Source organism: Gilliamella apicola (assembly GCF_003202655.1).
Classification (GTDB): domain Bacteria; phylum Pseudomonadota; class Gammaproteobacteria; order Enterobacterales; family Orbaceae; genus Gilliamella; species Gilliamella apicola_R.
On sequence record NZ_QGLR01000009.1, the window covers coordinates 294880 to 320064 of the forward strand.

The following is a 25185-nucleotide window of genomic DNA, read 5'->3' on the forward strand; positions in this document are numbered from 1 at the left end:
AAACTGAGTTTAGTCTATAAAGATATTGCCAATCGAAATTAATATATAAGACAGATTTATGAATTACTATTATTAAATTAAGCATAAACAGCATAATTGTTAGCTAAAATCCCAGGTGTATTAAAAAGAGTTATCTTAATAACAATGGCATTTTATGTGATTTAAATAATCAAATTAAATTTGAACTTTTAATTATATAACATTATATTTATTAATCAGTTGGAAATGATTTTAATGTTCTAATTCTCAAGGAGAGTAAAGCAATATGATAGATATAAAAAAATTCATACCAAGAAAATTAATGCCCTATAAATTATTTTCTAAAGAATTAATTTCAACTCTTTTTGAACCCCTAGAAAAACTTGATAAAAAATTACCATTACGTATTACACAATATATCTTAAAGGGAGAAGATCCAAGTGTGTTGGTAGATTTTGATAAAATGTGTCAAACATCCGATACCGCAGATAAACTTTATGAATTATTAAATAGACCTTGTGAATTAGATTGTGGACATTATCATAACAATATTTCTTCTTTAGAAAAAACACGCTTTGCTTTTTACCGACAATGGACTGAAAACTATACGCTCGAACAGCTAACCCGATATGCTCGAGTTTTAGCCACTTTATGTCAGCATTTACCGTTTATTAAACTCTCTACTAATCAATTACCCGCATGGTTTATCTATTTGTTATATGATGGTTTAATTAGTACATTGCCATATTTTAACAAAGATAATAAGAAATTTGATGAACGCAAAAATTGGAATATCGAACAGTTACATCAATTACTTGAAGGTGAACAAGCTGGTTTAGGCGAAAAGTTATTGTTTGCCATTTTTGATCGTCAGAATGTACAAATTAGTTATTACAACTACTTTGAATATTTTATGACAATAAATGGCTTATTACCGTATATCGAAAATCATATTGAAATATTTAAACAATTACCAACACAAGGGTTGGCAATTTTAGGGCAATTAGATCAATTGAACTATATTTACCAACACGATGAATTGCGGTTACAGTTAATTGATTTCATTACCATGCAATCGTTGAGTACTTCAAAAAGAGTGAGTCAAGTAGCAACAGAAATGCTACTTAGTTTACCAATTTCTTCAGTTGCACCTCATCTACAGCACTTTTTAACCTCTGGTTCAGTTGATCAACGTTGTCGTGCAGTAGTATCACTGTCGAGAATGTCTGTCGAACCGACAATTTTACAACAGGCATTAGCTAACGAAACCAATAAAAAGGTGATTACCGCAATCGAAAGCGCTCTATCACGACTCGAAAGCGCTAACAGCGTCAAACAGCAAACAAATTTAGTTATTCCTGATTTTCAACCCTTTACTGATACTGAGTTACCAATAAATGCGCGCGATATTTTACTGCAAAATATTGAAGAATATATTATTAAGTATGAAAAATTAATGCAGAATGAGTTAGAGGAAAACAAAAAAAATAGAACTAATGAGGATTATTATCAAAAAAATTATAAATCATTAAAGAAAATTAAATTGCATTTTTTGGATGATATAGTTGCTTATCTGAATGGCAAAATCGAATATTCAACACTTCGTACACATTTTGATAGGGATACAAATTTCAAATTTTTACTTACTAAAAATAGGTTACAAAGTTTACCCGAATTTACTTTGTTTCACCTTTTTCGAATATATCGATTAAAATATCGATTCCAATATAACTTGGACGGTAAAAGTAACTCTTATAGCTTGGACGCTAGTTACTTTCTTGAAAGAATATACAAAAAATACGACTTTATGAAAAAACTTGACCTTAGACAAATTGTTGATGTCATAGTCAAGATTGAAAGTAATGAGAATGTCAAATATACTGTTGCTGAGCTATTTTTACATAATGACACCTATCACGATCTTTATATAGATGAACCTCATAAACTTTGGGCTTTTTTTGCCGAAAATGAATTTTTGCTTGATGAAGCATTTGGTTTTACCCCTCTATCTAATGACTGGTATAATTCCCATAATCGCGATAAAAGAAATAACGCCGACTGGTATAGTGTTGATGTAACTAGCGCCATTAAAACATTACAATTTTTTCCTATTATTCCAGCCAAATATGTTACCTATTTATGTGAATTAGCTTTAGAGGGAAGCAAATCGATTTGCTATGTAGCCCAAGATGCCTTAAAACTGATCCCTAATATACATAATCAAATTGAACCATCTTTATCGTCCGCAAAACAGAATGTCCGTATTGCTGCAGCTAACTGGTTGGCTGACTTAGGACAAAAATCTTCTATTGAAGCTTTACATGTCGCCCTGAAAAAAGAAAAACGTGAAGCTGTACAAGCCGCAATCTTAATTGCCCTACAAAAAATAGGTGAAGACATCAGTCAATATTTAACGTCGAAGAAGTTATTGGCCGATGCCCAAAAAGGTTTAAAAGGTAAAAAACCAGCAGAACTTGAATGGTTTAATTTTGACTTAATGCCATCTCTGACTTGGCAAAATGGTGATGAAGTTAATTCTCAAATTATTGAATGGTGGGTATGGTTAGCGGTTAAATTAAAAGATCCCTCTAATTCCCTGTTAACCATTTATTCTCGTTTGCTTAGTCAATCAAGCCAACAAAAATTGGGCGAATTTATTTTGCAAAGTTTTATCAAACAAGATACCCGAACCGCTACCATAGAAGAGGCTGAGGTTAAGGCAAATTTATTAGCTCCCCAACGTTTTCAGGAATATAAAGGGTATTACAAGCGATATCCGGAGTATTATGCTAATTATGCAAATATTACCTATGAACAAGTTTTTGAAGAAATCAAAAATGAAACGCTATCAACCTACTATGGCTCAGCGATTAAAGTAAAAGGGATATTAGCTTTATCCAGTAATGTTGATGGACGTGTAGCTGTTACACTATTAGCCAGTTATATGAAAGATCATTATCGACGTCGAGCACAAATTGAAGCTTTACTTGAAGCGTTGGGAAACAGTGATGATCCATTGATTATTCAACTTCTACTATCCTTAGCACGTCGTTATCGAACTACATCAATTCAAGAAAAGGCGCGATTATTAGTAGAAAATATAGCCCAGCGTAATAGTTGGACTACCGATCAATTAGCCGACCGTACGATATCAACGGCCGGTTTAGATGATGATGGGCAATTAATCCTTGATTATGGTGAGCGTACTTTTATTGCTAGTTTGGATGATAAATTTAAATGGCAATTAAAAAATGCTGATGGCGTTAAAATAAAAGCTTTACCTGAAGCCCGTAAAACCGAAGATGCAGATCTAGTTAAGGAAGCAAAAAATCAGTTTAAAAACAGTAAAAAAGAGCTTAGCCAATTACTTGATATGCAAGTTAGTCGTTTTTATGAAGCAATGTGTACTCAGCGTCAATGGAGCATAGAAGATTGGCAAAAATATTTGCAATCTCACCCTATTGTAGGGCGACTTATTCAACGTTTAGTTTGGTTGGAATTAGATAATGATGGTCAAATTGTAAATAGTTTTAGACCAACGGAAGATGGTAGTTTAATTAACAATCAAGATGATGAAATCGTTTTAGGACCCAATCACTTTATTACACTCGCTCATTGTGCATTAATGTCAAATACTGATATTGAGCAATGGCAATCGCATATTAAAGATTACAAAATAAATCAGTTGGTTGAACAATTTACCCATAAATTACCGGATATTAGTAAAATGAAAAATGGGGTAATTGATGACCACTTAGGCTGGATGACTGATAGTTTTACTATACGCGGTATATTAACTAAATTAGGTTATAAACGAGATGTTATAGAAGATGCGGGGTGGTTTGAAGGTTATCATAAATACTTTGCAAGTATTGGAATTTATATCAATATTGAGTTTAGTGGTAGTTTTGTACCTGAAGAAAATATTCCAGCAGTGCTCTATACAGTTTATTTCACTGAAAATTCACGTTATACCGATAAAGCCATTGCTCTCGATAAATTACCGCAAGTGTTACTTGCAGAAGGTTATGCTGATTATATAGCTGTCGCTAATGCGTCAAGCGGATTTGAGCCAAATTGGAAGGAAAAATTAGAATGGTAAATCAGAAACAAGCAATTCGCTTAACAGCGGAAGAGCGTTATGAGCAAGAATTGGCAACATTAAGCAAAGTCGATATAGACAATAATAAACCACAAGGTTGGCTTTTATCTCCTAAATCAGTTCGTCAATTTATTTTAGGTAACGAATCTTTGGGAATTAGCCGAAAATTTTTTGGTGATGACCCATTAGTTGACCGTGCAATTGTATCACTATTAGGAAAACAAGGTTTAATGCTAGTGGGGCAACCAGGTACAGCAAAATCCATGTTATCAGAATTATTAGCAGCAGCGATAAGTGGTGATTCTAATCTAACCATTCAAGGTACTGCTGGTACTAATGAAGATCATATTCGTTATTCGTGGAATTATGCACTATTACTTGCTGAAGGACCCACTGAACGTGCTTTAATTGGCTCGCCAGTTTATCAAGGTATGCTACAAGGTAAAATTGTTCGTTTTGAAGAGATAACCCGTTGCCAACCAGAAATTCAAGATATGCTGGTTTCAATTATGTCTGAAAAACAAATGATGATCCCTGAAATGGGGTCTAACAGTGTTATCAAAGCTAAGCCCGGATTTAATATTATTGGTACAGCAAACTTACAAGATCGTGGTGTGCACGAAATGTCAGCCGCGTTAAAGAGACGTTTTAATTTCGAAACGGTTAATCCTATAACCGATAAAGATTTTGAAATTGAATTAATCCAACGGCAACTTAGTCAAGAATTAGGTGATTTAAAAGCACAAATCACTGTACCTATTGACGTTATCGAACTATTGGTGACGACATTTCAAGAGCTTAGACAGGGGCAAACGTCGGGAGGTGCCAAATTAAAAACACCCGATGCAGTAATGTCCACCGCCGAAGCGGTAAATATTGCCTATGCATCAGCATTAGATGCCCATTATCTTGGTAATGGGACATTAACAGGTGAACAGATTGCCAAACAGTTGATTGGCGTTGTTTTGAAAGACAATGCGGATGATATTAAAAGAATTCAGTTTTATATGGATAATGTGGTACGGGAGCGGGCTAAAAAGTCAGATATCTGGCGTAGTTTTTATCAAGTATCAAAAACGTTTTGGAAATAACTAATCGCTATGACAATCAGCCATTCATTATTACCGGAAAGGTTATCAAAAGCGTTACAAAGTCTCAAAGCGCTACAATTACAGCAGATATACTTTGCGCCAGTGCGTCATCATAGCCCTGCCTGTAGCTATGCACTAAAACACTTAATTGAAGAAGTCCAGCCAACACACATATTGATCGAAGCGCCATCAAGTTTTGCTACTATCATCGATCAACTGTTACATGGTGACACTAAGCCGCCTATTGCTGTGCTATGCCAAACCGAAATAAGCACCTTTCAACCAACCACGTTACTAGATACAACAGAAGATGATACCGATAATTTAACACCTGAATCAATAACCTACTCAGCATTTTATCCATTTTGTCACTACTCACCAGAGTGGTTAGCAATGCAGATGGCGAAAAAGCAGCAGGCCAATATACAATTTATTGATTTACCATGGAATTTACAAACGGATCTAAGTATCGATTTAGAGCAAGATCGCTCGCTACTTTCTGAAACTTATCTCAAACATAGTCAATATATTCAATGTTTAATGCAAAAACTGCACTGCCGAGATCATGACGAAGTCTGGGAGCATCTATTTGAATTAAAAGATTATGAGGAAATTGCTTATTGGCAAACGTTTTTTGTTGATACATTTATTTGGTGCGCCATGTCAAGGCTCGATTATAGTCAAGAGTCGCTAGCCGCTGAGGGATCGGCACAACGTGAACAGTATATGTTATCTGCAATTGGTGAGCTAAAAAAATCTAATCCTAAAGCCAAAATTGTTGTGGTAACAGGAGGCTTTCACACTTTAGCGTTAGTTGAAGGATTATGGAAAAATCGGCTGATATTACCGAAAAAAGCTGACATGACACAATTTAATCGTCAACAAAAAAGTGGTGATAAAGATCAGACATGGTTAATTCGTTACAGTTTTGATCGCCTTGATGCCTTAAATGGTTATGCATCCGGTATGCCTTCACCTGCGTATTATCAAACAACGTGGCAATCGATGTTGGATTATGATAAGAGTGCTAATGAAGAGCAAACGGGGCGAGAAAATCGCCAAAGACAAACTTTAACTTTACTGTCAGAAATTGCCGATAAATTACGCCAACAATCAAACTATAATAATTTAACAGGATTTGTGCCGTTAAAATCAGCCATAGAACAAGCCATATTACTTGCTGATTTGCGTGGGCATAATGGACCAGGACGATATGATTTACTCGATGCCATTCAATCTTGCTTTATTAAAGAGAGCATTGACAATGCGCGTAGTGAGTTTTGGTTAACAATACGAGATTGTCTATCAGGCAATTTACTGGGCGAAGTACCAATTGGAATAGCACAACCACCACTGGTTAATGATGTCTATTTAACTTTAAAAAAATATCGTTTCAAATTGGATGATACCAATCAAAAACTCACTCATATCGATATTTATCGTAAACCTGATCATCGACAACGCAGTCGTTTTTTACACTTGATGACTTTTTTAAAGGTCGGTTTTGCTAGTCGAGTTGATGGTCCTGATTACATTCATGGTCAACGTTTAAATGTGATGTTTGAAGATTGGCGTTATGCTTGGACACCAATGGTGGAAGCGAGATTGATTGAGTTATCCCAAAAGGGAACTAAGCTAGAACACATCGCCATAAGTAAAATGCAAATGGACGCCAAACAATTTATACAAAATAACATGGTGTCAGCAAGTTTACTGGCGGTTGAGCAGTTAACGCAAGCGGCATTAATGGGGCTAGATGATTATTTTAACCATATACTTGATAATCTAGCTGATTTTATTCTAAGTGAAGGTGAATTGGATTCGCTCATTCATTGTGGCCATCGTATGGTTTACTTGTGGCAAGGGCAAACTTTTTTACAACTTAAAGCGACATCGACATTACTTACTTTATTAAATAAAATTGTGCAACAAGGCTTTTTTCTATTAAATAAATTAAAACAACCAGAAATTGAGCATCAACAGCAAAATTTGCAAATATTACTTTCGTTTAGAGACTTATTAAACTATTTGCCAGATCAACTTGATATTAAACAACTTAAGCAAGATTTTTACCAGAATCTGCATCGTTTACAATCTGAGTTAAATGAGGTCTCATTAATCCGAGGGGCAATTGATAGTATTAGCTATTTGGATTCCTATTTTAGTCAACAACAATTGGAAGAAAATATCAATATCAATTTTAGTTTAGCTGCGCAAAATGAACAAACTATTAACTATTTTATTGGCATTATGTCATGTGCGCCAGAATTGGTTATCCATTCATCCATCCTATTAGACAGTTTAGATAAATTACTGATAGATTGGTCAGCAGAGCAGTTTATCAAAATCTTACCTGATTTACGTTTAGCTTTTAGCCAATTAAATCCAAATCAAAATGCCTCCTTGGCAGAAAAAATTGCTAAAAAATATCATATTACTGATGCAGATTTGCATCTTCAACAATATCAATTTAGTGAAAATCAGCTACAAAAAGCACTCTCGCTGGAATTGTCAATTAGCGAACACATAAAACAGCAACAACTCACCGATTGGTTCAAACACTAGGTATTGGCATGAATAACGATAAACAAACCAAAGAAGATAGCAAACCAGACGAACAAATTAAGCGTTGGCGTTTAATTTTAGGTCAATACGCAGATGAACATCTCAATCCCAATAATGATTTAAATCCCTATGATCGGCAAATTGATCAAGCCTTAAATTATCTCTATCAAAATGAATATCGCTCTCGAGGTTTATTAACTAAGGACGAAAACGCTCCAAAATCAAAATATGGAGGTAAAGATAACTCGGTTTACAACACTGTAAATTGGTTAAGACAGACACGCAAATTATTTCCTAAAAGTACTTTTGAACGAATGCAAAACCAAGCAATTGAACGATATCAGCTCGAAGGTATTTTAAACGATCCTAATGCCGTAAAAGAGTTACAACCCAATTTCAATTCAGTGAGACTATTAATGAACTTACGTGGTAAGCTCAATAACAGTGTGCAAGAAGAGGTAAAAGCGCTTATCAAAAAAGTAGTGGAAGAAATTCTGCAAAAAATTAAGACCAATTTTATTAATGCGTTGACAGGCAAAAAAAATCGATTCCGACGTTCATCAATTAAAAGCAATCAAAACTTTGATTGGCGAGCAACCATTAAAGCTAATTTAAAACATTTTGATCAGGATAAACAACGCATCATCATTGAAAATGCCATCTTTAACTCTCGCGCTACTCGCCAACTTCCTTGGGATATCATTTTATGTGTTGATCAAAGTGGTTCAATGGATACCTCCATTTTCTACTCGGCTATTTGTGCCAGTATTATTACTCAGTTACCGGCTGTTAACTTACATTTATTGGTTTTTGATACTCAAGTGGTGGATTTAACCCATTTAGCGAGCGATCCAGTTGAAATACTCATGACAGTACAACTCGGTGGTGGTACCAACATTGGCTATGCATTAAATTATGCGGAACAAAAAATAACTAATCCATCGCGTACAATTATGGTTGTTGTCAGTGATTTTTATGAAGGGGTGAGCTTAACCAATCTTTATAACACCGTTGCGCGCCTCAACGCTAATCGCGTTAAAATGCTTGGCTTAGCCGCTTTAGACTACGATGCAACTCCAGTTTATGATCTGCAAGTATCCCAACAACTGGCTAATCGAGGGATGCAAATTGCGGCTTTAACACCCGAACATTTTGCTACATGGCTTGCAGAGGTGATGAAATGAGTTGGTCGCAAATCTACTTAAATTACGATCAAGATGCTTTAGCTGTCTATGCTAATGTTGGCGTCATTCGACGTGCACTTAAAGATATTCAAGCCAATAAAGTCAAATTAATCGAACACCAGCAATCACATCTGTTATTCGAGGTTGATAGCCAACAAGTCAAACTGACACCACAAGGCATCCAAACGGCTAACTGTAGCTGTCCAGCCAGTGAACATTGTAAACACATAATCGCTGCTGTGTTATGGTTACAAGAAAATCCCGTTATTGATCAAGTTGCTGCTAAACCAAATAGTGACACATCTAATCAGCCAATTGAATCCTCTAACCACTATAGTGATCCTTTAGCCGAACTATTAACAATTGATAGTAGCCAATTATTTAAAACAGTGGGTAAGGCCAATATAAGATTAGCCTATCAACTTTTATTTGATTGGTTACAAAACGATGCGGTCAGCGTGCAAACCCAGGGCGTTCAACTTCGTATTCAAGTTCCACTCAGTACCACACCAATTATTTATACAGCGGGTACGGGCTTTGCTGGTATCATTTCTGAATTACCAGATAAGCAAAAACAGGCAGTACATTTAGCGGTTATTGCTTATCTATTTCAACAAAATCAAAAAAGCTGGCAATGGCCAGATCAGATTATTACCGAACATCAGCAAAATAATCAGCAAGATCAGCTTAGTGATGATGAAATTCTCTTGATTAAACAGGTGCAGTCTCAGATTAACTCATTGATAGAACATGGTTTGTCTCATGTTAGCAAAAGTCAATCTAACCAGCTACAGCTACTTAATATGTCCGCCAGAGCACAAGGGTTACCTATGTTAGCCGCTATGCTTAGGCAAATTTGCCAGTTAATTGAATTACAAGTTAATCGACATTTTTCTATTGAAGAACAAGATATTTTATTACTTTTAGCCCGTTTAACCGCACATTTGCAAATACTATTAAATAGCCATGGTCAACAGCTTACAGATATGCGCGGTAATCAAAAACGCCAATATCAAACCAAAAATCAAACGTTAGATTTATTGCCACTAGGTGGTTATTGGTGGCAAAGCAAAACCGGTGCTCAAGGTGCCACATTCTACTTTTGGCAACCTGAGGATAATCAGTATTACCAAACAACAATAGCTAGACCCAACAATGCCGATATCAATTTCTATCGCGAAGCGATCTGGCAAACTGTCTGTCTATGGCAATCAATGCCAAATATGCTGATGAAAAGAGGGTTTACCTTGCATAATCCACGTCTAGCTGATGGTAATAATTTATCTGCTTTGGGTTCTAATGTAACCATAAAAAAGACCGGTTGGAGTGATCAGGATTATCAAGTGTTTCGCACCACTAATGGTTTTCATGATTGGGCAGAGTTGTCCGATTATCTACAAAAAAATGATGTAAATGATTCTCTGTTTGACAATATATTGGCTATTCATATCACCAATTCACAAAAACCAGAATTAGATGAAATTAGACAATGCCTAGTTTGGTGTATTAAAGATAATAAAAATAATCAACTACAATTGAGACTATTTTGGGATGGTATAGATGAGCAGCGTATTAGAATATTAAATTGTTTTTTAAAAACAGAACACAAACCTTTAACTGTATTGGTAAAATGCATAAAAAATGACAATAATTTAGATCTGGAGCCTTTTGCACTTTTTTATCAAGAGTCGCAAACCAAGCAGATTAATTTACTATTTTTGGATTTTGATAACGAAAGTTTATTTGTTAGAAATAATACCCCCAAATTTTTCGAAAAATTCAATCATCTATTTGAAAAACTAAAATTATCAAACAAGAAAAAGCTCAATACGCAAATTGCTTACCAACAAGATCCTATTGCAACATATATTATAAAACCAACCCTAACCTTACTTGAAGCAATAACCAGTTCTGGTCGGCTAGTATTATCTAGTAGCGATAAACAAAAAATCGAGGTGTTACAATTTCACTGTAACTCACTTGGCTTAACCACGCTAAGCCATACGCTAAATAAACTAACCCAAAATCAACCACTAAAAATTGACCATATTCTACAAACGGCATATCTCTGCCATTTAATGAGCAAAACTCATTATCAATTGCCAATAGTATTAATGGATGAATTATGAATGGCTGATTTAATTAGGGGAATGAACAAATAAAAGAGCAATTATATGAAATGATCTGTCTATAAACTAACCAATCAAGATATTAATTACCATTTGCTTTGCTAAATTTTGTCTACCGTTAATAAATAATTTTATAACGGTATGGACTTATCAATATTTTTGCAAGATTATTAGATAGATTATTGCAAAATACCATACTATTTATCCTTAATTGGTTCATAATGTTACTATTTTATTTGATAATAACTATCCCAAAATAACTCTTTCTTTATTAAGGAAGGTCAAAACAATTCTATTAAGCTGTTTGATTACTCAATTTACCAATAAGAGACATTATTTCTGGCAGAATATCTAAAATTAAAGCTAATTGCTGCATTACCAGTAGATCATTATTGATTTGATCATCATTAAACGACAATGATTCAATATAACTGGTAACCACTTTTTTTAGGGCTTGATATTCACCATCGATTTTTTGGCTACTTAAAATATTAATTATATATACCGACACATCATCAAAAAGCTCAAGCGTGTGGGTAGAAATACTTTTATCGCGATGAGCACCGAGCGTCGATAAATAACTAATAAACATATGATTAAGTGTCAATAATCGGAAACCTTGTTCAATGACATCTGGTTTTACATGAGGCTCTTTGGTCATTAAGCTGATTAAGGATGATAAATCGGCATTACTGTCATGAGCAGCTCGTCGCGCAACTCGATATTTAGGATCATTGGTTTTGCCAGATACATATTGGCTTCCAATTAACGCTAAGTAATGACTATCATCATGGCAAACTCGATCGAGTAATTTAGGCAAATTTCTAAACTTCCAATCCGGCCAAATAAAACTAACAGCCAACCAAGCAATAAAACAACCAATTAATGTCGCAATAATGCGCGAAATTGCTACCGAAATACTGCTTTCACCAATCAAACTAAAACTAAAGAACACCAATAAAGTGATAAAAGCGGTCGCATAGGCGTATTGTGAATTCTTAAATAAGAAAAACAACCAACCGGTCAAAATTATTAATACTAATTGCGCTTCAACACTTGGGAATAAATAAGTTAATGGGATACCGACAACAATTCCTAAAACCGTGCCGATCACCCGTAATTTTAAGCGGTATTTTGTGGTCGAATAGTTAGGCTGACAAACAAACAGACTGGTTAAAATAATCCAATAACCATGAGAAAGATGAGAAAAGTAAATCACCATGTAACCAATAAAAAGTACGATACTCATACGAATTGCATGACGAAATAGTGATGATTTTAGCGTTAAATTTTGCTTAATTCTTGCAAAAATATCATGGAAGCGAGTTAGCTCTTCATCAATTAATTGATTATCTTCTTGAGCTTTAGACAAATGTTGCTCGGTATCAATATTGGCCAATAATAAATCGATGGCGAGCAAATTTTGGTGAAGATTTTGCAGCGACTTTATTAATAACAAATTGGCATTAGATTGTTGTCGATACTGAACGATTGCTTCTTCAAGATAAGTAAAATAACGAGCAAATAACGGATCATGATGATAAGTTTGATTTAATTTAATCGAAACCGCTAGCTTGGCACAAGCTTTAGCTTGTAAATTTAGAATTCGTGCAAAACGAAATAATAGATCACTATGTTTAAAGTGTTCACTGAGCGCTTGATAATCACCATGAGATGAACTCGCTCGCTCATGAATATCTTGGGCAACAAAATAATAGCTTAACATTTTCCTGATATAAGCTTGTCCACGAAATCCCTTTAAACGATTAAACAGCGAACGCTTAGCATCGTTAAACACCTTAATCACTTGAGTATTGCTTTCCGTTAACTCAAGAGTTTGCCGTTTAAAACCTTCCGATTCATCAGGATCGAACATAGCGGCTTTGGCATCAAGATAAAGTGATAGTTTTATAAAACAATTTGTTAGCGTTTGTTGAGTTGTGCGAATTGGTTGCACAATCGACTCAATTAATGAAACCACATTATACCAAAGTGCGCCCAATAGCAGAAAACAAGGAAGGGTATAGTTATCTTCAAACAGATTATGCCCAAGCATAGTATAAGCTGCAATCAACAACGAACCAAAAGCTATCACCCCGTAACGTTGCCCAAGCGAGCCGAGCATGATGAACATAAATGTTGAACTCACTAAACCAACAATAAACAGTAGAGGAAAATCAAACAATAACTCGACGGAAAACGTTGCAATCGCAAAGCAAACTAGTGTAAGCAGAATATTAATACAGCGACTCAACAAACGAGTATCAATTTCGGTCAATCCAGCGGCAACCACACCTAAAGTAAGCGGAATTACCAACGAGACCGAACCCAAATACCATGGTACTAGCGTCGAGCCAGTTAAGCTCACAAGCATACGAATACTAAATAGCAAATTACTGCTATAAAAGACTTTGCGTAAAGATATGATAAAAGAATGCACGTTATCGAGTGTTTGAAGAGAGTTAATATAATTAGGATAAGGATACTATAATCTTCAAAGTAAACAAAGCTTCTTTATGCTTTATCGAATAATGAATCATTATTTTATATCGTTAATTTATGATTGAATTATAAGAAAACAATTAATTTATTCTTATTTCATTTTTATTACTGTTTTTATTACCTTCATAAATATATTTGCATGTTCTATTTTGAATTACTGGGCATTTAAAAATTGGTCCTTATCACATTCAAAAATTAAATTCTTGAGTCAAACTCATTGATAACATTTACAAAAGTTTACAATTCAAACTTTAATAAAAGTTGCGTTGTTTTATTTAGTCAATATACTAGGCAAAAAATGATTAGAAAGTGATCAGTCTGATAGATAATTAAAATATAACAAAAATTTAATTGGTAGGATTGTCGAGATGCATTATAAAATTGCGGTATGCTGGTTATCCAATGATTTAGCTTTATCTTGTTTTAGTAATCACCGTCCGTTTCACTATATTTCGTTTTTCTACGGAAATTTAATTTCTTTGTTAAAATTATTTTGTCATTTATTTTACCGGCGGATGTTTTTAGCGTTATTATTCATTTTACTTGATTTAATTTCCTATCATAGCCAAGCATTAACCTCAGTGACATCAAATTTTGTTCATGGTAATGCACCTTATTTAACTTTCAATGGTGGGCGTACACGTGCAATTGATACTGAAGGATTGCTTGGAATTACCTTATCAAACGGGATTACATTTACTCCTTTAACCAATCCCTCTAGTGCTTCAAATCCTATTGAATTATCCACTGATGAGAGTTTTGCTGATATCGCTATGTTTATACCAACTGATGTTGATTCAGTTAACCTAAATCAACTTGTCCGTTCACCCTATAATTATTGGGGAGATGATGATGGCGATGGTCAGGGTAATAATGGTGTTTCAGCCACCGGCAGTTTAAGTTTATTAATTGTTGATAAATATAATCAAGCTGTTGCACGTAGTTCAAGATTGGACATATGTAAAGCGCCTTATAAATTAACTTTAAGTAATATTCCAAGCCAATTAAGCACAATATATGGTGTACCTAAAACCACTGTGTACGAATCTTCTACAGTTAATTATTATCTTAGCCCTAGGATGTCACCAACGGTATGTTTTGCAAGACCAAATTTAATGAATGGTGAAGGCTATTATGCTGGCCCAATTTCAATTTGGGAACCTAGGGAGGGGTTTTTTGTACAATCTACTAATTCTTTATATTATAATCTAAATTTCCCTACTACTGGCGCTAATGGTCTTTATTTCGATTTAAAAATAGTCGGTAGTGATTCTTTGACATGGGCTTCTGTTACTCATAGTGGTATTACTGCTACTATGACAAACCCTACAAGTACAAACGTCCGTGTAACCCTAACTGGTCCTGCCGCTACAGACTCGCAATGGCGTTCAAATAATCCGGGGAACATCCCTAGGCCATCTTTGCCTCAAGTATTTGAGTTAGTTGGTCGCGATAGTAATGGTAACCAGGTTGTCAAATATGGATTTAAGTTGAATCAATGGTTTGTCGATCGAGGAATTGTTACAGCATCTATGCGTGACCAAGAGTCTTGGTGCAATCAAATTGGTTACAGATTGCCTAAAATTAAAGATCTTACTAATGCCATTGGGGCTAATTTTACAAGTGCCTTTCCTCCTTCATCTGGCAATCATTATCAGCGGCAGATTGGTGCAGGTCTATTTACTGAATGGGGTAATGTTAACTTTGATAACCTTGATGAATTCTATTGGGTTAGTGATATCAACAATAATAATCTGTTTGATGTCAGCTCGGTCACCGGTTATGTTAGTAATAACGATCCAAACGATGGTAGTTCAGCTGCTTGCGTCACCCCATAGTTTTTATTCTTGAGGCCGGAGGTGATTAAGATTGCGCTTGATATTTATGTCAAATCCACTTCATCTTTTCTCGTCTTTGGAATTGTAGTGGTGATCTACATGTGCCTATGTTATTAAGTTCAAACAAGTAAAAAACGTACTGGCTAATAAAATTAAAGAGCAGTAATTGAAAGCCAATCAAGAAGTTTAAAATAAACACAGACAATGCACAGCATTGTCTGTGTTTCTATTTAAAAATGATCAGTTAATGATTAAATCATCAGCAGGAACGCCACCATCATGACTACCATTATCTTTTGCACCCGGTAACGCACGGGTGCGATCAATTGGTAAATAGTTGCCATTAGAGGTTTCGATTTGACATTCGCTCCAAAAGATAGAATATTTGGTGTTTGCATGCATACTTTCACCGCGGAAATAACATTTTGCCGCATTGTACAAGTCATTTCGACAAATAAGCGCAATTAATAACCAAACACTAGCAACACCAATGGAAATCCATTTTAAGTTGTGCCATAAAAAAGACCAAAAACCCTGTTTTCGAATACGACAGTAAACGAAGACTAATATTATAACTCCAACGAATCCTAAAAATTCATATAACCAAAATAACCACATATTGTTATCTCCTAAGCAACAATTAGTAGTTATTTTATACTATCTTTTGGATTACATCCACGAACCATTACGAATAATACCAACAGCAATACCTTCAATAGCAAAACTCTGTTGTTCTAAATCGATATCGATTGGCGCAAATTCAGGATTTTCAGCAAGAAGTTTTACATGTCGACCCTTTTGCGATAATCGTTTAACCGTGACTTCGTCATCAATGCGTGCCACAACCACTTGACCATTTTTAACATCTTGGGTTTTGTGTACGGCAAGCAAATCACCATCTAAAATACCAATGTCTTTCATTGACATACCTTGGACTCTTAATAAAAAGTCAGCTTGTGGTTTAAATAATGCTGGCGACATTTGATAATGGCTTTCAATATGTTCTTGTGCCAAAATTGGCGATCCAGCGGCAACTTTACCAATAAGGGGGATGCCTTCAAATTCGGATAAGTTCTCAGGTTGTTCCAATAATAGACGAATACCTCGCGATGATCCGGCAATCATTTCAATCGCCCCTTTTTTAGCTAATGCTTTAAGATGTTCTTCAGCTGCATTAGCAGATCGAAATCCTAATTTTTGGGCTATTTCCGCTCGAGTAGGTGGCATTCCGGTGGTTTGAATGTTTTCCTTAATTAAATCATAGATTTGTTGTTGACGTTCGGTTAATGGTCTCATAATCAATTCCTGTTTTTATATACAGATATATGTGATTATATACAGCTAAATAAACAAAACAACTGTTTTATCTAATTTTTTTGTTAATTGATGGTAAAAATTACAAAAAAACATTAGATTTACGATTTAAATCGCAAAATGAAATGATATTTTTCATAAAAGTGCTTTCCCAATAATTATTGGGCTAGGTGATTAAATAGGCTGAACACACTTAGGACTATTGAAAAGCTTATTTCAAGGATAGATTGTTATATATTCTGTTGTGAAGTTGTATGTTATAATCTGCACCAGTTGTCATTAGTCGGAATCTAGATTATGTCTTATATTGTTGCACTTAGTGGTGGAATTGCCAGTGGTAAAACTACCATTGCCAATCTATTTGCTCAATTAGGTGTGCCAATTATTGACGCTGATGTAATTGCTCGTCAAGTAGTTGCAATAGGAACCTCTGCTTTGACGCAAATAGTTAAGCATTTTAGTCAAGAAATCTTGTTAGCAAACGGTGAATTGGATCGTAGTCAGTTAAGGGAAATTATTTTCAATAATGATCATGAAAGATTATGGTTAAATAATTTACTGCATCCTATTATTGCACAAGAGACGCAAAAACAGTTTGCCGAGCAAACTGCACCTTATGTGATTTGGGTAGTGCCATTATTAATTGAAAATAATTTACAACATTTGGCTGATCGAATTTTGCTGATTGATACACCGGAAGAGTTACAATTAGAGCGATTAATTAATCGAGATGGAATCAGTGAGTCATTAGCAAATAGAATGATAAGAACACAAGTTTCTTTAACCGATCGTTTGGCATTTGCTGATGATATTATTGTTAATGATGGTAATTTAGCCGCATTAACAGTTCAAATTGATCATTTACACAAGCAATATTTACATAACTCAAAAGTTAAGAATAGCTATGAATAACATTATTTTTGAACATCCATTAAATGAAAGAATGCGTACTTGGTTACGTATTGAGTTCTTACTTAATCAGTTATATTTAAATCGCCATTTTCAACAAGCTAATGCGTTATTGTTTTTTCATTTATTATCAGAATTGTTGGAAATTATTGAACGTAATGATATTAAAGGTGATTTACTTAAAGAACTTGAAGCCCAAAAGCAAAAACTTTTATCTTGGATCGAACTTGATGGCGTTAATAAAGAGTTACTTAATGAGATGATTGAAAAATATGATCTTTACTTAACTCAATTTGATTCAAATTTACGCTTAGGACAAGTTTTGAAAGATGACCGTTTTATCACGGCAATACGGCAACGTTTAATGATACCTGGTGGCTGTTGTAGTTTTGATTTGCCATTGTTCCATTTATGGTTGAACCAGCCTCAGGAAGTACGTAATATACAAGTTGATAAATGGTTGCAGAATTTTGCTTTGCTTGATGAACTTTTAAAAACATGTTTGCAGTTTATTCGGCAGTTAGGGGAGTTTCACTCCTTTATTTGTACCAATAACTTTTTCCAAGAAACCAATGGTGAAGTAAATTTGATTCGGATCCGTGTTGCTTTAGATAAAAATACGTATCCCCAAGTTTCTGGCCATATGTCGCGATATAGTATTCGTTTTTTACCCCTGCATACTGGCGATTTTACCAATAACGATGCAATAGAATTTGAACTTGCATGTTGTTAGCTTACTATTATTTAAGAATGTTCAAATGAATAACAATACCATTACAATTGTAAAGTGTCCTGCCTGTCACAAAGATGTTGAGTGGTCCGAAAAAAGTCCATATCGACCATTTTGTTGTAAACGTTGTCAACTAATAGATTTAGGTGATTGGGCTACGGAAGAGCATCGTATTGCTGATAAAGAACTTACTGAACAAGATCTTTGGAGCGAAGACGAGATTTCCGATCTAATGAGTAAACATTGATGAAGATTTTAGGCATTGAAACCTCATGCGATGAAACTGGCGTTGCCATTTATGATGACAAGCAAGGACTTATCGCAAATCAACTCTATTCACAAATTAAATTGCATGCTGATTATGGTGGTGTAGTGCCAGAATTGGCTTCGCGCGATCATATTCGTAAAACTGTACCATTAATTCAAGCAGCGCTAAAACAAGCTAATTTAACGGCGAGTGATATTGATGGTGTGGCTTATACTGCTGGACCAGGCCTAATCGGGGCTCTAATGGTCGGAGCATCAGTCGGGCGTTCATTGGCTTATGCTTGGGGAGTGCCTGCCGTTGCGGTACATCATATGGAAGGCCATTTATTGGCACCAATGTTGGAAGATAATCCGCCAGCGTTTCCTTTTGTTGCTTTGCTAGTTTCTGGTGGTCATACCCAATTAATTAAAGTTACTGGCATTGGTGAATATGCGCTTCTGGGTGAATCAATTGATGATGCTGCTGGTGAAGCGTTTGATAAGACTGCCAAATTATTAGGATTAGATTACCCCGGTGGCGCAAAATTATCCAAACTCGCTGAACAAGGGAATACCTCACGTTTTCATTTCCCAAGACCGATGACCGATAGACCAGGATTAGATTTTAGTTTTTCTGGTTTGAAAACCGCTGCGGCTAATACTATTAATCTGCAAAAACAGGATCTTGATGAACAAACTAAAGCCGATATTGCAAGGGCATTTGAAGATGCATTAGTTGATACTTTGTTAATTAAATCACGCCGTGCATTAGATCAAACTGGTTTTAATCGTTTAGTCATTGCCGGTGGTGTTAGTGCCAATAAGACCTTGCGTAGCAAATTAGCTCAATTAATGGCTGAACGAAAAGGACAGGTTTATTATCCGCGATTGGAATTTTGTACTGATAATGGTGCGATGATTGCCTATGCTGGTATGATTCATCTTAAAGCATCACAATTTGCTGATCTCGCCATTGAGGTTAAACCAAGATGGCCGTTAAGTGAATTGTAAACGATGAGTAATTTCTAAGTTAATAACTTAATGATTGAATTTATTACACTTTATTAGTGGGATTAGTGGGGAAACTTCCCCACTTACATCGTTTTGCATTATAGGTTTTTATTATCAATAGATTTGTTTGAAGCGAGTTTTTCGATATTTCGGTTAATATTGAATAATATAGAAATTAACTCATATCCAATACGAGTAAACACAGTACCTACAATAATTGTTAGGATGCCACTTATGATGCCCATTAGGCCAGAACCAAAACTATATCGCAATATAAAAAGACTAGAGAAGATTACAACCAGACCTGAAATTGCGATAAGAATTAAGCTTATCCAATAGACTATAGTAATAATTTTAGGCGTAATCATCTTGTTAAAAAAGAATAAGTCCTTAAAAGAAAGACCTTCGGTATCGATTATATTTTTCATTTTTTATTTCCTTAATTAAAAATTAATAATTTTATTACTTTCACTTTACGAAAAAAAACGATACATTTAATAACAATTGGATTAATAAATCAACGCTAATTTCAACAAAGGTTTCCTTAAATTCAGTATGAAAACATTTATTCCCGGTAAAGATGCCGCATTAGAAGATTCCATTAACTATTTTCATCAACAACTAGATAAATATGATTTAGCCGTCAATGAGGCATCATGGCTTAACCCCGTGCCTAATGTTTGGTCGGTACATATCCAAAATACCCAATGTCCTCTCTGTTTTGCCAATGGTAAAGGTGCCAGTAAAAAAGCAGCTTTAGCGTCAGCACTTGGTGAGTATTTTGAACGACTTTCAACTAATTACTTTTTTTCTGATTTTTATTTAGGTGAAAAAGTGGCTAATGGTGAATTTGTTCACTATCCATCTGAAAAATGGTTCGCAATCCCGAAAGATAACAGCTTGCCAAAAGGATTATTATCACCCAATTTAATGAAGTTTTATGATCCGGATCATGAATTAACTGCGACCGATTTAATCGATCTACAGTCAAGTAATGGCGAACGTGGAATTTGCGCATTACCATTTGTGCAACAATCCGATGGCAAAACTATTTATGTACCTGTTAATTTAATTGCTAACTTATACGCTTCTAATGGAATGTCAGCAGGCAACACGCCAAACGAAGCACGCGTTCAAGGATTATCAGAAATATTTGAGCGTTATACTAAAAATAAGATCATCGCCGAAGCAATCAGCCTGCCAACCATTCCTGCTGAAGTACTCAATCGTTATCCAGCTGTGTTAGCGGCAATTGATGCGCTAGAAAAACAAGGTTTCCCCATTTACTGTTTTGATGCGTCTTTAGGCGGCGAATTCCCAGTTATCTGCGTAGTGTTATTTAATCCACAAAATGGGACTTGTTATGCCTCTTTCGGTGCACATCCTAATTTTGGTGTAGCCCTAGAGCGAACGGTTACCGAGTTACTGCAAGGTCGAAGCCTTAAAGATCTGGATGTGTTTTCCCCGCCAAGCTTTGATAATGATGATGTGGCGGATTTAAGTAATTTAGAAACCCATTTTATTGATTCAAGTGGCTTAATCTCGTGGGATCTGTTCAATGAAAAATCGGATTATGAATTTGTAGACTGGGATTTTTCGGGTACGACCGAACAGGAATTTGCCAACTTAATGGCTATTTTTGATCATCATAAAATCGAAGTGCTTATCATGGATTACCAGCATCTTGGTGTTTATGCATGCCGCATTTTAGCTGTCGGTATGTCAGAAATCTATCCGCCGGAAGATCTATTGATCGCCAATAATAATATGGCGATCCACCTGCGTGAACTGATCTTATCCCTCCCTCAACAAAAACGTACGGCAAAACAATTATTGGCGATTATTGAACAATTGGATGATGAAGGTTTAGATGATTTTGCTCGAGTTCGTGAATTACTTGGCATTGCAACCGGTAGAGATAATGCGTGGTTAACCTTAAGAATTGGTGAGTTAAAAGCCATGTTGGCATTAGCGGCGGCTGATTTACCGCAAGCAAAATTGTGGATCGACTGGACGGTTGAAATGAACGAATCCATTTTCACACCGGAACGCAATCACGCTTATCGTTGTTTACAAACTTTAGTTAATTTTATTATTGAACGCGGAGAGAATCAATTTAGTGATTACCAAAAGGCATTTAATAAAATGTATGGAAAAGACTGTGTTGATGATATGTGGCAATATGCGACCGCTAAAAAACAATTTTTCGGTCTAACTGAGTCGAAGGATGCTCAGTATGGCAATAATCCAATGGAACAATTTGCTATGCATCAAAAACTTTTAGCGGTTTATCATAAATTACAACAAACTATGTAACATGATGTCTTCTTATTAACGTAAAAAATGAGATAACCTAACCATAGTTATCATAACCGTCATGAATCGTTATTGGTGATTATCTAATGGCGATTTTGGTTTGATATTTAGTAATAAAAGGACTATATTTGAGAGATATATCACAGAATTTAGTTTTTATGCTTATCAAGCTTATCTAAATCACTTAATATAAAAACAATCCTAAATTGGATTATTCTATAACTGATAAATCAAATTATAGTTTTTTGAACATAATAAAGCCCTTTGAGGCATCGTTTTTTACTTAAAGCAATAAGCCTAATTTCCTTATTGCTTTTCACTTTTCTCTACAATTTTTATCGCCAGTATAGTTAGCTAAAACATAATCAAGTTGAACAAAATTAAATCATAAATCGCTATATCATAAAAAACTAGATCAGATCATTTTTCAATTTTTAGTATTGTTTATTAAATTATCTATCGAGGCTAAATGATGACAATTCTTACCGTAGGTTTTGCTTGTTTAGATTTGGTTTGTGTTAGTTCCGCTAGTTTAGAACAAAGTGGTTTAAACTCATCTGCTAATATTGTGCGTAGTGGTGGTGGGGCATGTGCTAATGCGGCTTATTTACTCGCCCTTTGGGGGGAGAAGATTTATCACATTAGTCATTTAAACAACGATAATTATGCTAATCAGATTGTATCAGAACTTACCGATGCTGGTGTTAATACTGGGCAATTTATCTTTTCTGAAAAAATGGTTACGCCTTTAGAAGCTATCACCATTGATGAGAAAGCCGGAACCCATTCAGTGATATCTCACCGGTTAACCACACCGCCTAAGTTAACCATGGCGGAAAAGAATAAGCTTAACCATTTTATGCAAACCATGAATGGTCATAAACATGATATTGTTATCTTAATTGATGGATATGAGGCAGAATTAAGTGAATATCTCATCGAGCATTTACCTAAAATTAAAGTGATTATGTGTATCGATAACCTATCTGATTCTAGCCTATATTTAGCACAACATGCTGATTATTTAATTGTGACGGAAAAATTTGCCGGTGCGTTTTTAAAATTAAAAAACTTTCGTCATCGAGAAGAGATTAAAAATGCGCTTAAAAGATTACGCAGTTTAACCAATGGCAAAGTTATTATTCGCTTGGACAAAAAAGGCTGCGCATATCTTGATCGTCAACAAGTGGTCATCATCCCAGCCTTTGAGAATCAATCATCTGATTACCTGATTGATGTCGCTATTTTTCAAGGTGCTTTTGCCTATGGGATTAGTTATGGTTGGTCTTTAGAAAAAACTATATTATTTGCCAACCTTTCGCTTGCTGCAACTAATCAACAAAAAAGAGGGCGAAACGCAATGCCAAACTTGGTTGATATAAATCGTGTAGGGAAAAGCTTCAGTAACAAATTTACTCAATATTTTTAATGTATAAGTTAGCCTATTAACAGCCTATGTTGTTTTTATTTAGGCGATTTGAAAACTCCAAAAAAGTGTGCCTCTATTTTTTATTTAAATAGCTTTCCTCGATTTTTGGCGACTAAATGGCTTTTTATTTGATTGCCTTTAGGTTGTTTTCGCTTTTCGGTATTATTTCTCAACGGCGACAATATCTAGATGAGGAAGGCGAATGAGTTTTTTCAAATGGCTAATATCGACCGAAGCTCCATCTTGTTAAAATAAGCTTCACTGAGTCATATTAACCAATTCTTCCAGTTGATTGATTATGGGCATGATAATATGCCCAAAGTATAACTATTAGTTTTTTACACCGTTAGATTTTGATTCCCGGATGTTATTAACAAATAGCTAGATGATACTCACCGCTCTTGAACATCAGCACTTTGTTACAACGTAGCGATTGATGCATCCCACAGTATAGATAAGTTCTCAATAATTTCTCATCGCGACTAACCTTGTCTGGCAAACTCACCGGCTTGCTGGATGAGTTCATCATTAGGTGTCACGCCAGTGTATAAAATAAATTGTTCAACCGCTTGTAACACTGCAACATCTGCACCGGAAATAATGGTTTTATTTAACTTTTTGGCATATTTAATTAGTGGTGTCTCAACGGGTAGGGCGACTACATCAAATATAATATCCGCTTGGTTAATCATTGCTTCACTAAACGATAGTTGGTCTGCCTCAACGCCACCTTGCATGCCAATTGGCGTAACATTGATAATTAATTTTGCTTGTTCAGGAGTAATGGTTGATTCGTCCTTGACCCATTTGTAATGATAACGCTCAGCTAAAGCTTGGCCTTTCTCCTCATTCCGTGCACAGACAATTCCATGTTTAAAACCTGCATCATAAAATGCACCAATTACAGCATTTGCCATCCCACCGCTACCTTTTAAAACAAACGGCGTATTATTACTTATATGATTGGCTTTAATCAGCTTCTCAACAGCAATATAATCAGTGTTATAGGCTTTTAGATAGTGGTCAGTATTAACAATGGTATTGACCGCTTGAATGGATTGTACTGAGACATCTAATTCATCAATAAATTCAATACATGCTTGCTTATAAGGCATTGAAATAGCACAACCGCGAATCGACAATGCTTTGATACCATAAATCGCATCTTTTAAATTATTGGTGGTAAATGCTTTATAAAGATAATTTAAATCTAATTTCTCATATAAAAAATTATGAAAACGAGTACCAAAATTACTAGGTCTAGCTGAAAGTGACATACAAACCGTAGTATCTTTGTTGATAATTCTTGCCATTAAACAAAATCCTTGTGATTATATTAATTAATTTAGTATTCTAACATTTTTTCAAATTTAACTTTATCAAATTATGGTTGCAAATAATACTGGTCCCAAAATTACTCAAGAAAAAGCCACGGTAAGGGTGATGATAGCCCTTTATTGCCGCCAGAAACACCATACCCCGAAAAATCAGCTTTGTGATGAGTGTAATGATCTGTTGCAATATGCCATGCAACGTTTAACTATGTGTCGATTTGGTGAACAGAAAACCACCTGTGAACTCTGTCCAAAACATTGCTATCGCAAAGACTACAAACTAAAAATCAAAGAAGTTATGCGCTATGCCGGCCCTAGAATGATGCTCCATCACCCAATAATGGCTGTTAAACATCTCTATAAAAACTTAAAAACTATCTTGAAGAGATTTCGAGAAAAGCATTCAATTAAAACGAAATAACATTAAGGAAAATATCGAAGGATAGCCTATTGTATAATCATTTCTTAATTCTGTTTATAACCTATTCTAACCATTAAAATCGTTG

At 35.1% G+C, this 25185-nt stretch carries 18 protein-coding genes; 13 read left to right on the forward strand and 5 right to left on the reverse strand.

What is annotated here, in order from left to right:
- The first annotated feature begins 265 nt into the window (after positions 1-265).
- Genes DKK70_RS06005 through DKK70_RS06025 form a run of 5 tightly spaced genes read left to right on the forward strand, consistent with a single transcriptional unit; the run spans position 266 to position 11050 of the window.
- Positions 266-4081, forward strand: coding sequence for a DUF4132 domain-containing protein (locus DKK70_RS06005; protein ID WP_110433171.1), 3816 nt, complete (start codon positions 266-268; stop codon positions 4079-4081).
- Positions 4075-5172: an ATP-binding protein gene (locus DKK70_RS06010; protein ID WP_110433172.1), complete on the forward strand. Its 1098-nt coding sequence runs from the start codon at positions 4075-4077 to the stop codon at positions 5170-5172. Before DKK70_RS06005 ends, DKK70_RS06010 begins: the two co-directional genes overlap by 7 nt.
- A gap of 9 nt (positions 5173-5181) precedes the next feature.
- The gene (locus DKK70_RS06015) at positions 5182-7737 is read left to right on the forward strand and encodes a DUF5682 family protein (protein WP_110433173.1); all 2556 of its coding nucleotides are present in this window, start codon (positions 5182-5184) and stop codon (positions 7735-7737) included.
- A gap of 8 nt (positions 7738-7745) precedes the next feature.
- The gene (locus tag DKK70_RS06020; protein ID WP_110433174.1) at positions 7746-8921 is read left to right on the forward strand and encodes a VWA domain-containing protein; all 1176 of its coding nucleotides are present in this window, start codon (positions 7746-7748) and stop codon (positions 8919-8921) included.
- The gene (locus DKK70_RS06025) at positions 8918-11050 is read left to right on the forward strand and encodes an SWIM zinc finger family protein (RefSeq protein ID WP_110433175.1); all 2133 of its coding nucleotides are present in this window, start codon (positions 8918-8920) and stop codon (positions 11048-11050) included. Before DKK70_RS06020 ends, DKK70_RS06025 begins: the two co-directional genes overlap by 4 nt.
- A gap of 295 nt (positions 11051-11345) precedes the next feature.
- Here the strand turns inward: DKK70_RS06025 and yccS are convergent, their stop codons facing one another.
- Positions 11346-13490 carry a YccS family putative transporter gene (gene yccS / locus DKK70_RS06030; protein WP_110433176.1) on the reverse strand — a complete coding sequence of 715 codons (2145 nt, stop codon included), beginning with the start codon at positions 13488-13490 and terminating at the stop codon, positions 11346-11348.
- A 430-nt stretch (positions 13491-13920) separates the two neighbouring features.
- Here yccS and DKK70_RS06035 point away from each other — a divergent pair, with 430 nt between their 5' ends.
- A complete protein-coding gene (locus DKK70_RS06035; RefSeq protein WP_110433177.1) occupies positions 13921-15390 on the forward strand; it encodes a hypothetical protein in 1470 nt (489 codons plus the stop codon).
- A gap of 240 nt (positions 15391-15630) precedes the next feature.
- Here DKK70_RS06035 and DKK70_RS06040 read toward each other — a convergent pair whose 3' ends face one another.
- Both DKK70_RS06040 and lexA read right to left on the reverse strand, forming a co-directional pair.
- Complete coding sequence (locus DKK70_RS06040; RefSeq protein WP_110433178.1) at positions 15631-16008, reverse strand: hypothetical protein; 378 nt, start codon at positions 16006-16008, stop codon at positions 15631-15633.
- A gap of 51 nt (positions 16009-16059) precedes the next feature.
- The gene (lexA, locus tag DKK70_RS06045) at positions 16060-16686 is read right to left on the reverse strand and encodes a transcriptional repressor LexA (protein ID WP_110423130.1); all 627 of its coding nucleotides are present in this window, start codon (positions 16684-16686) and stop codon (positions 16060-16062) included.
- Positions 16687-17001: 315 nt separating this feature from the next.
- On the opposite strand from lexA, the gene coaE reads away from it, so the two are divergent.
- The 4 genes from coaE to tsaD are packed head-to-tail and all read left to right on the forward strand — an operon-like array spanning position 17002 to position 19600.
- On the forward strand, positions 17002-17616 hold the full coding sequence (gene coaE, locus DKK70_RS06050) for a dephospho-CoA kinase (protein ID WP_110433179.1): 615 nt from the start codon (positions 17002-17004) through the stop codon (positions 17614-17616).
- Positions 17609-18346 (forward strand): cell division protein ZapD, encoded by a 738-nt coding sequence (locus DKK70_RS06055; protein ID WP_110433180.1) that lies wholly within the window; start codon positions 17609-17611, stop codon positions 18344-18346. The genes coaE and DKK70_RS06055 overlap by 8 nt, the downstream gene beginning before the upstream one ends.
- Positions 18347-18371: 25 nt before the next feature.
- Positions 18372-18590 carry a DNA gyrase inhibitor YacG gene (gene yacG / locus DKK70_RS06060; protein WP_110423133.1) on the forward strand — a complete coding sequence of 73 codons (219 nt, stop codon included), beginning with the start codon at positions 18372-18374 and terminating at the stop codon, positions 18588-18590.
- Positions 18590-19600 carry a tRNA (adenosine(37)-N6)-threonylcarbamoyltransferase complex transferase subunit TsaD gene (gene tsaD, locus DKK70_RS06065; protein WP_110433181.1) on the forward strand — a complete coding sequence of 337 codons (1011 nt, stop codon included), beginning with the start codon at positions 18590-18592 and terminating at the stop codon, positions 19598-19600. Before yacG ends, tsaD begins: the two co-directional genes overlap by 1 nt.
- Before the next feature lie 98 nt (positions 19601-19698).
- Here the strand turns inward: tsaD and DKK70_RS06070 are convergent, their stop codons facing one another.
- Entirely contained in the window at positions 19699-20028 is a 330-nt protein-coding gene (locus tag DKK70_RS06070) for a DUF4282 domain-containing protein (RefSeq protein ID WP_110433182.1), read from the reverse strand.
- Between the two features lie 127 nt (positions 20029-20155).
- Between DKK70_RS06070 and ycaO the strand changes: the two genes are divergently transcribed.
- Complete coding sequence (ycaO, locus tag DKK70_RS06075; RefSeq protein WP_110433183.1) at positions 20156-21916, forward strand: 30S ribosomal protein S12 methylthiotransferase accessory factor YcaO; 1761 nt, start codon at positions 20156-20158, stop codon at positions 21914-21916.
- 469 nt (positions 21917-22385) lie between these two features.
- Positions 22386-23345, forward strand: coding sequence for a carbohydrate kinase family protein (locus tag DKK70_RS06080; RefSeq protein WP_110433184.1), 960 nt, complete (start codon positions 22386-22388; stop codon positions 23343-23345).
- Positions 23346-23827: 482 nt separating this feature from the next.
- On the opposite strand, the gene DKK70_RS06085 is transcribed toward DKK70_RS06080, so the two are convergent.
- Positions 23828-24658: a shikimate 5-dehydrogenase gene (locus DKK70_RS06085; RefSeq protein ID WP_110433185.1), complete on the reverse strand. Its 831-nt coding sequence runs from the start codon at positions 24656-24658 to the stop codon at positions 23828-23830.
- A 73-nt stretch (positions 24659-24731) separates the two neighbouring features.
- Between DKK70_RS06085 and DKK70_RS06090 the strand changes: the two genes are divergently transcribed.
- Complete coding sequence (locus DKK70_RS06090) at positions 24732-25100, forward strand: nitrous oxide-stimulated promoter family protein (protein ID WP_110433186.1); 369 nt, start codon at positions 24732-24734, stop codon at positions 25098-25100.
- Positions 25101-25185 lie beyond the last annotated feature (85 nt).

What these genes read in the sequence shown, in the direction of transcription:
- DKK70_RS06005 (WP_110433171.1), top strand. Translation starts at nt 266, where the DNA reads ATGATAGATATAAAAAAATTCATACCAAGAAAATTAATGCCCTATAAA.
- DKK70_RS06010 (WP_110433172.1), top strand. Translation starts at nt 4,075, where the DNA reads ATGGTAAATCAGAAACAAGCAATTCGCTTAACAGCGGAAGAGCGTTAT.
- DKK70_RS06015 (WP_110433173.1), top strand. Translation starts at nt 5,182, where the DNA reads ATGACAATCAGCCATTCATTATTACCGGAAAGGTTATCAAAAGCGTTA.
- DKK70_RS06020 (WP_110433174.1), top strand. Translation starts at nt 7,746, where the DNA reads ATGAATAACGATAAACAAACCAAAGAAGATAGCAAACCAGACGAACAA.
- DKK70_RS06025 (WP_110433175.1), top strand. Translation starts at nt 8,918, where the DNA reads ATGAGTTGGTCGCAAATCTACTTAAATTACGATCAAGATGCTTTAGCT.
- DKK70_RS06035 (WP_110433177.1), top strand. Translation starts at nt 13,921, where the DNA reads ATGCATTATAAAATTGCGGTATGCTGGTTATCCAATGATTTAGCTTTA.
- DKK70_RS06040 (WP_110433178.1), bottom strand. Translation starts at nt 16,008, where the DNA reads ATGTGGTTATTTTGGTTATATGAATTTTTAGGATTCGTTGGAGTTATA.
- lexA (WP_110423130.1), bottom strand. Translation starts at nt 16,686, where the DNA reads ATGAGACCATTAACCGAACGTCAACAACAAATCTATGATTTAATTAAG.
- coaE (WP_110433179.1), top strand. Translation starts at nt 17,002, where the DNA reads ATGTCTTATATTGTTGCACTTAGTGGTGGAATTGCCAGTGGTAAAACT.
- DKK70_RS06055 (WP_110433180.1), top strand. Translation starts at nt 17,609, where the DNA reads ATGAATAACATTATTTTTGAACATCCATTAAATGAAAGAATGCGTACT.
- yacG (WP_110423133.1), top strand. Translation starts at nt 18,372, where the DNA reads ATGAATAACAATACCATTACAATTGTAAAGTGTCCTGCCTGTCACAAA.
- tsaD (WP_110433181.1), top strand. Translation starts at nt 18,590, where the DNA reads ATGAAGATTTTAGGCATTGAAACCTCATGCGATGAAACTGGCGTTGCC.
- DKK70_RS06070 (WP_110433182.1), bottom strand. Translation starts at nt 20,028, where the DNA reads ATGAAAAATATAATCGATACCGAAGGTCTTTCTTTTAAGGACTTATTC.
- ycaO (WP_110433183.1), top strand. Translation starts at nt 20,156, where the DNA reads ATGAAAACATTTATTCCCGGTAAAGATGCCGCATTAGAAGATTCCATT.
- DKK70_RS06080 (WP_110433184.1), top strand. Translation starts at nt 22,386, where the DNA reads ATGATGACAATTCTTACCGTAGGTTTTGCTTGTTTAGATTTGGTTTGT.
- DKK70_RS06085 (WP_110433185.1), bottom strand. Translation starts at nt 24,658, where the DNA reads ATGGCAAGAATTATCAACAAAGATACTACGGTTTGTATGTCACTTTCA.
- DKK70_RS06090 (WP_110433186.1), top strand. Translation starts at nt 24,732, where the DNA reads ATGGTTGCAAATAATACTGGTCCCAAAATTACTCAAGAAAAAGCCACG.